Origin of the sequence: uncultured Clostridium sp., from assembly GCF_963515715.1 — a bacterium.
In the GTDB taxonomy this organism is placed as follows: Bacteria; Bacillota; Clostridia; order Clostridiales; family Clostridiaceae; genus Clostridium_AW.
On record NZ_CAUPZS010000054.1, the window covers coordinates 1 to 6,374 of the forward strand.

The following is a 6,374-nucleotide window of genomic DNA, read 5'->3' on the forward strand; positions in this document are numbered from 1 at the left end:
TATGGCTTTCGCTACTACCCTTTTTATTTGTTATCTATAACCTGCTGTGCCATTTTAACTAATTCATCTTGTGATAAATTAGAGTCCACTGCTAAGAAAGAATAGTGGATTCCATCTTGCATCCAATTTAAATATTGAACTTGAGAAATTTCTTCCTTGTCAGATCCATAGCTAAATACATATTTACCAGACAATTCATCCTGCTTATCCTGTTCTGTCATTTTATAATTTGCTGGAACAGACTTGTTAGCATATGAATGATAAGATAAATCTATACCGTTATGAGTATCAATAACAGTCTCTTCCTCTGAGCTTTCACCCAACCTTCCATTTTCCATATAAAGGCTTAATTTATCATTCCCTTTTTCATAATTAAAACCAAGTGATTTTGTTTTTTCTACAGAATTACCTTTCTCATCAAAAACTTCATCATCTATAGTATGCCCACTTGTAAAGATATATCCGTTATCAAATTCCTTGACTAATTTAGGATTAAATCCAACATCCTTCTTCACTTGTTCTACTGTAGGTATGGCAGTATAAGTTGGTATGTTACTACTACTTGAATTTATAAAGAATGCCTTTCCTGCAGCAAATACAGTTGTTCCTACTATCATAGCGGCCACTAGCCCAATCATAATTCTTTTCTTAAATGATCTCATATTTATCATTTTACAATTCTCCTTTTGGTTCGGTAAGCTATTTAATGTTTCGCTTACCTTATTTTTAAAATTTTGAGGTGTATCTGGAAAGGTATTATTCCAATTAAAATTATCCATAAGTTGCCTCCATATTCTCTAATTTTACTTTTAATAATTTTCGTCCTTTTGATAATCTACTTTTTACAGTTCCTGAGGGTATTTTTAGAATTTCTTTAATTTCTTCTACTGAATATCCCTCCACATAATAAAGAACAATTGTAATACGAATACGCTCTGGCAATTTTTGAATAGCCAAATATAATTCGTTATAATCCTTTTCATCGTCGGCCTTGGCATACTCAAAGTATTCTTCATAAGATACCTCTGGATGTTCTTTACGTTTTAAACTATAACATTCATTTATGAGTATCCTGACCAACCATGTTTTAAAATATTCTTCTTTCTTCAGTGTACTTAATTTATCATAAGCTTTTAAAATTGCTGCCTGAACTGCATCCTCACAATCTTCATCATGAATCAAGATTGATTTAGATATATGATATAAAGTAGATTCAACCTCAAGAACTTTATCTACAAATGCATCCTTATTCAATTGACTTCCTACCTTTCTTCGCAAACTGTAGCGCTACTTGTTTTGCTTTACACTAATTAGATGCATACATTTACCAAAAGGTTCATTTTATTTTCAATTAAATTTAATTTTTTTATAATATCTAAAACTAAATTTATTTTCATAACAATTTAATACAACGCTATAAGCTGCATCCTGTAAATCAATTGTAAAACAAAGATACCGTAAAATCCATTTCTGAATAATACGGTATCTTGCTCGGTAAAATATTAAAATAGGTTATGTTATACCACTTTCCTTTGATGATATCTGCTACATGCCAAACTCCGTTATAATATTTTAGTACAATAATATAATTTTCATCTTGCCAATTATAAGCACCTATTAGTTCTAATATGCCATCTCCATCTAAATCCGCCATGCCCACATATTATAACTCCTTTTTATTTTTGTTCCAGAATTAATATATGTACGTATTCTTCAATATGTGTGCTCCATAATCCGCTACTGTTCCATAATAAAATTTCGTCTTAATAAATTTCATTAGAATTACATAGTAGTATGTCCATTAATTATATATATATATCAGTACTAATATAATTGCAACGGGTACCATAACTAGGATACTACAAATAGTAATAAAGTTTTTTGTCTTGGTATAGTCTTTAAAAATCTTCTTAATTGCCACGTACATACCTATGCCAACAATTCCTCCAGTAGTATTAGTAATAACATCCGTTACATCACTAGTGCCTATTCCAAATACATATTGACTAACTTCAAATATTAAACTTATTCCAAAGATTTTACAGATATTTTTATACATTTTTGAATCCTTTGCAAATATATTTATGTAAATTCCTAATGGAATAAATAAAATTATATTACCATAGATATCTAACCTGTTAAATTTTCCGTTAAAAGCATCATAAAAAGGAATTAAATTAAGTGTTCTAGAATAATACCTATTCTTACTAAATAGTTCTAGGGGAGATACATATTTAAAAGGAATATTCCACAGTAGAAATAAAATATAAAATACAAATCCTACAGTAAACAGAATGTTGATTGTTTTTTTCTTCATTCTAAAATCACCTCACTTAAACAATACCAATATCTTCTTAAAATAGTTAAAAAATATTGTTAATCTTTTCTTAAGAAAATGCTAACAATATTTTTTCATCATGAAAAACATCGTATAATTCAATTCTGAGTAATGCGGTATTTAAAGAAATTATTCGTTTTTCTTAGTCAAGCCGTTAAACAGGACTATCATGCACGCAGCTTTTACAGTTTAATTGATACTGTAAGTTAGCCTTTCTTTTTTAATTTTTAAAACTAAATTTAGCAATATTAAGGATTCTAACCAGCCATGTTTTAAAATATTGTTCTTTCTTCAGCGTACCTAATTTGTTATAGGCTTTTAAAATTGCTGCCTGAAATGCATCCTTATTCAATTGACTTCCTACCTTTCTTCTCAAACTGTAGCGCTACTTTTTTGCTTTACACTAATTAGATGCATACATTTACCAAAAGGTTCATTTTATTTTTAATTAAATTTAAATTTTTTATAGTATCTAAAACCAAATTTATTTTCATAATAATTTAATACAATACTATAAGCTGCATCTTGTAAATCAATTGTAAAACAAAGATACCGTAAAATCCATTTCTGAATAGTACGGTATCTTAAGAAATTATTTGACTTTTTAGCTTTTACATTTTGTGCTTATAATCTTTACTACTTCCCGCCAGACTGTTATTTATAATTATCGGCTCTATAAAACTAGTTTTGCTACCATTTCACCATATTCAATTTTACCTGTTTCCACAAAACCTAAAGATGCGTAAAGCGCCTTTGCTGCCACATTCTCTGGTTCATAAGAAAGATAAACTGCTGAAGCTTCTCCATGAGGGAAGGACCTAATCAATTCAAGTGCCTTTGCCATAGCTTCCTTACCATAGCCTTTTCCCTGCTGCCCTTTGTCAATCATTAATCTCCACACCCAATAAGCATTTTCATCATTATTTTTATCTGCTGCAGTATAGGATAACATTATAAAGCCTACCATGATATCATTGTCATAAATAGCATAAGGCATAGGAATGCACTCATTATTAGTTAAAGCAACATAGGCCTGCGCAAGACTTCGTATATTACTAGCAACAAAACTTTTTTGTTCTTCCTTTGGTTCTAATTTAATACATTCATCAAAGTTATCAAATGTGATTTTTCGTAGTTCTACCATAGCTATCCCCCTTAAATATAAAAACTTCTCCTATTTGTTTTCCAATAACTTATTATATCTTTTCTCATTTCTATCCCAATTTATAGGTGACATGATTATATTTCCTGTTATTAACCCGAGGAATAAAGGAAAATACCTTGTTACCTTATAAATGTCATTCCATCTAAGCATTGTAAAGACTATTAGCGTTAATCCAGTTCCTATAACACAAGCTATAATATTGGTTAATATATATCTAGATTTACCCTTCTTTCTATACCTTTCCCACATTTTAATAAACTTTTCGTCCTTTCCCAAACTATCCCTCCTAATAAACCCAGCATTTTATTGTACATAATACGCCACAAGCTCTACATTACAATTGTATACCAATATTTCCATTTAATATAATATAATTTATTAATATGTTTAGATTTAGTTGGATTTCGACGTAAAAACACCATAAAATTCAAACTAGAATAATACGGTGTTTTTACAGCTTGTTCCTTTTTTCAGTTATGACGTTAAATAAGAAAAGTACGAATGAATAGACTAGAGATTTAATTTAACAATATTGAACTACTTTCATCATTAAATCTTATAATTATATCTACATCCTTAATGTCTTTTTTAAAATAATCATCTGAAATTAAAGCAAGCATATATTCACCTAAAAGTTTTTCATTAGAATCTGGAATGTATTTTAATCTATCAGTATATACACAATTATTATCGGCAATAATATCAATGCTGATTTCAGAAGGTACCTCAAAATTATCGCTCATAGGTCGAATTATTAATTCACTATCATATTTGAAATGTATGTTTAGAGAAGCTTTCCAAAGACCATTGCTCCCTGTTAAATCTATTATAGAATTAGCATGTTTTGAGGAATTAGTATTTATTACATAAAAAATCAAATATAAGCTTATGAACATAACACCAATAAACATTTTTAAAAAATTTCTTTTCATAAACAAGTCTCCTTGTAATATCTTTTAATATGATTCACTTTTTTAAATATGCTTTACTAAAAAGCTCTTATTTAATAAATTCGTAATATAATACAACTATAACTTAACTACTGATAATTATTTCAAATTTGATCCCAATAATAATTTATTTAATATCTGCAAAAATTTCATGTATATTACCATCTGGGTCTGCAAATAATGCTGTTCTTTGATTCCAAGGCATATTCTGTGGTTCGCTGATGTGAACTGCCCCCTTTGCAACTAACTGTGCAAATGATTCATCAACATCATTCAAATCTTCACATGGGAAAGCCAGTTCAAAAGCTTGACCAGTTACCTTTTTTTCATACTCATTGCTATAACCATACATAACATCTCTCATACAAATAGCAAATCGCACTCCACTACTTTCAAATTCAACATAAGTTCCACGGTCATTTTCAATCTTAAATTCAAGAACTTGATTATAAAAATTCTTCATCTTGTTTATATCATTTGTCCAAATTGTAATAAGATTAATTTCTGCTTCCATTATAGTTTCCCCCTTATCATTTTAATTTTCATAGTTTGTATTACTAATTAATTACTTCTTATATGAAAATTACATTTCGGACATATCCATGTATTTTTCATATAAACCTCCTATAGTACAAATAATCTTTTAGTATTCATTTTATTACTATTTTGATTTAATTAATATTATATCATATTCACAGGTAATAATTAACCACTTATACAATAACAGTAAAATAGTTGTATTTTCTAACATCGCATTGTTCAGTTTTCAAAAAACGTTGTTGCTACTTTTAGTTTCAATAGTTATATCGTTTAATAATCAAATTAAAATGTAAAAAACACCGTAAAATTCAGCTTTGAATAATACGATGTTTCAGCAAATTATTCCTTTTTTCAATTGTAACATTAAATAATAATATTGCGTATTAGGGCCAACAGTTTCGTGAACTTACTTCCTATTTACTATTAATTCTATTTCTGTTAGCTACCATAACTCCTACAAATGGATGTAATCTGTGTACTTCAAATGAAATTATAGAGGTACATATTTGTGAAAAAAATCTGTTATATTTCATGTTAATGTTAAACAGTTCTTTAACATAATTGTGCGAAATTCTCCCTTCTTCTATAAACGGGAGATGAATAGCACTTGCCGATAGGCAACAAGTATGACAAACTATGATCAGTTATATTAGCTGAAAGGTAGTGTTATCGATTAGTATTAGCCATAAAGTATAGAAGAGAAGTTATTTTATTATAATGATTGGTGACATGACTATAGATATAGTTAAAAAATATATAGAAAATCAAGGAATGAAATGAGGTGAGGATATGTTAAAAGCTTATAAATATAGAATTTATCCAAATGAAGAACAAAAATTATATTTAGCTAAAACCTTTGGTTGTACTAGATTTATCTATAACAAAATGTTGGCTGATAAGATAGAACACTATAAAAATACTGGAGAAATGCTAAGGAATACTCCATCACAATATAAATCTGAATTTGAGTGGCTAAAAGAAGTTGATAGTTTAGCATTAGCAAATGTTCAATTAAACCTAGACAAGGCATATAAAAACTTTTTTAGAGATAAATCAGTAGGATTTCCAAAGTTCAAAAGTAAGAAAAGCAACTATCATAGTTTTACTACAAATAATCAAAAGGGAACTGTATATATAGAAAACGGACACATCAAAATTCCTAAGTTAAAATCTATGATTAAGATAAAAGAACATAGAAAACTAAACGGTATTATCAAGAGTTGCACTATCTCCAAAACCCCAAGTGGAAAATACTACATATCAATTTTAGCTGATACAGAGAATATAGAATTACATAAACTTGATACAAAGATAGGTGTTGATGTCGGCTTAAGGGATTTTGCAATATGTTCTAATGGTCATAAAGAGCCTAATCCTAAAT

At 28.6% G+C, this 6,374-nt stretch carries 9 protein-coding genes and 1 pseudogene; 1 reads left to right on the forward strand and 9 read right to left on the reverse strand.

What is annotated here, in order from left to right:
• Positions 1–23: 23 nt before the first annotated feature.
• The 9 genes and pseudogenes from RYO54_RS20005 to RYO54_RS20045 all read right to left on the reverse strand — a co-directional run bounded on the left by RYO54_RS20005 (position 24) and on the right by RYO54_RS20045 (position 4,967).
• Positions 24–779 (reverse strand): hypothetical protein, encoded by a 756-nt coding sequence (locus RYO54_RS20005; protein ID WP_315122451.1) that lies wholly within the window; start codon positions 777–779, stop codon positions 24–26.
• On the reverse strand, positions 772–1,254 hold the full coding sequence (locus RYO54_RS20010) for an RNA polymerase sigma factor (RefSeq protein ID WP_315122453.1): 483 nt from the start codon (positions 1,252–1,254) through the stop codon (positions 772–774). The genes RYO54_RS20005 and RYO54_RS20010 overlap by 8 nt, the downstream gene beginning before the upstream one ends.
• 181 nt (positions 1,255–1,435) lie before the next feature.
• A complete protein-coding gene (locus RYO54_RS20015) occupies positions 1,436–1,654 on the reverse strand; it encodes a hypothetical protein (protein WP_315122455.1) in 219 nt (72 codons plus the stop codon).
• 147 nt (positions 1,655–1,801) lie between these two features.
• Entirely contained in the window at positions 1,802–2,317 is a 516-nt protein-coding gene (locus tag RYO54_RS20020) for a VanZ family protein (protein WP_315122456.1), read from the reverse strand.
• A 271-nt stretch (positions 2,318–2,588) separates the two neighbouring features.
• Positions 2,589–2,714 (reverse strand): annotated as a pseudogene (locus tag RYO54_RS20025) (RNA polymerase subunit sigma); the annotation flags it as partial.
• A gap of 297 nt (positions 2,715–3,011) precedes the next feature.
• Complete coding sequence (locus RYO54_RS20030) at positions 3,012–3,482, reverse strand: GNAT family N-acetyltransferase (RefSeq protein WP_315122457.1); 471 nt, start codon at positions 3,480–3,482, stop codon at positions 3,012–3,014.
• Positions 3,483–3,512: 30 nt separating this feature from the next.
• The gene (locus RYO54_RS20035; protein WP_315122458.1) at positions 3,513–3,779 is read right to left on the reverse strand and encodes a hypothetical protein; all 267 of its coding nucleotides are present in this window, start codon (positions 3,777–3,779) and stop codon (positions 3,513–3,515) included.
• A gap of 242 nt (positions 3,780–4,021) precedes the next feature.
• On the reverse strand, positions 4,022–4,435 hold the full coding sequence (locus RYO54_RS20040) for a hypothetical protein (RefSeq protein ID WP_315122459.1): 414 nt from the start codon (positions 4,433–4,435) through the stop codon (positions 4,022–4,024).
• A gap of 145 nt (positions 4,436–4,580) precedes the next feature.
• Positions 4,581–4,967 carry a VOC family protein gene (locus tag RYO54_RS20045; RefSeq protein WP_315122461.1) on the reverse strand — a complete coding sequence of 129 codons (387 nt, stop codon included), beginning with the start codon at positions 4,965–4,967 and terminating at the stop codon, positions 4,581–4,583.
• 815 nt (positions 4,968–5,782) lie between these two features.
• On the opposite strand from RYO54_RS20045, the gene RYO54_RS20050 reads away from it, so the two are divergent.
• The coding region (locus tag RYO54_RS20050) for an RNA-guided endonuclease TnpB family protein (RefSeq protein WP_315122462.1) at positions 5,783–6,374 on the forward strand (592 nt) is incomplete at its 3' end.

Coding starts and splice junctions, on each gene's coding strand:
- RYO54_RS20005 (WP_315122451.1), bottom strand. CDS start 779: ATGGATAATTTTAATTGGAATAATACCTTTCCAGATACACCTCAAAAT.
- RYO54_RS20030 (WP_315122457.1), bottom strand. CDS start 3,482: ATGGTAGAACTACGAAAAATCACATTTGATAACTTTGATGAATGTATT.
- RYO54_RS20020 (WP_315122456.1), bottom strand. CDS start 2,317: ATGAAGAAAAAAACAATCAACATTCTGTTTACTGTAGGATTTGTATTT.
- RYO54_RS20045 (WP_315122461.1), bottom strand. CDS start 4,967: ATGGAAGCAGAAATTAATCTTATTACAATTTGGACAAATGATATAAAC.
- RYO54_RS20040 (WP_315122459.1), bottom strand. CDS start 4,435: ATGAAAAGAAATTTTTTAAAAATGTTTATTGGTGTTATGTTCATAAGC.
- RYO54_RS20015 (WP_315122455.1), bottom strand. CDS start 1,654: ATGGCGGATTTAGATGGAGATGGCATATTAGAACTAATAGGTGCTTAT.